Here is a 272-nt window from a genome sequence, read left to right as displayed (position 1 = left end):
CTAGTTAGGCGCCGGCAGTGAAGCCCAGCGCGGTCTTGTGCTTCAGCGCACCAGTGCCGCCCATGTAGTGGCGGACAGGTGTGCCGATCTCGTCATCCGTGAACACGTCGAACGTCAGAGAGTTCGAGATGGGGTCAGCCGAACCCCACTTCTGGGAATCTGTGGAAGCGATCTTGACCAGCCCGTAGCCGCGGCCAAGGATCCAGTTGTTGTCGGCCGGCCCGTCAGAGCCGAGCACGATAAACCGGTACTCCTTGCCCACAGGAAGGTCA

1 protein-coding gene is annotated in these 272 nt (G+C 61.4%); it reads right to left on the bottom strand.

Going from position 1 to position 272, the window contains the following annotated elements:
* Positions 1 to 4 precede the first annotated feature (4 nt).
* A partial coding sequence (locus tag SB724_RS20165; protein WP_410572624.1) for a hypothetical protein occupies positions 5 to 272 on the bottom strand: 268 nt, incomplete at its 5' end.

The sequence above is a fragment of the Bacillus sp. SIMBA_031 genome (assembly GCF_046535225.1).
Classification (GTDB): Bacteria; Bacillota; Bacilli; order Bacillales; family Bacillaceae; genus Bacillus; species Bacillus velezensis.
The sequence above is the reverse complement of the archived record's forward strand: the minus strand, read 5'-3'. Positions and strand labels throughout refer to the sequence as shown.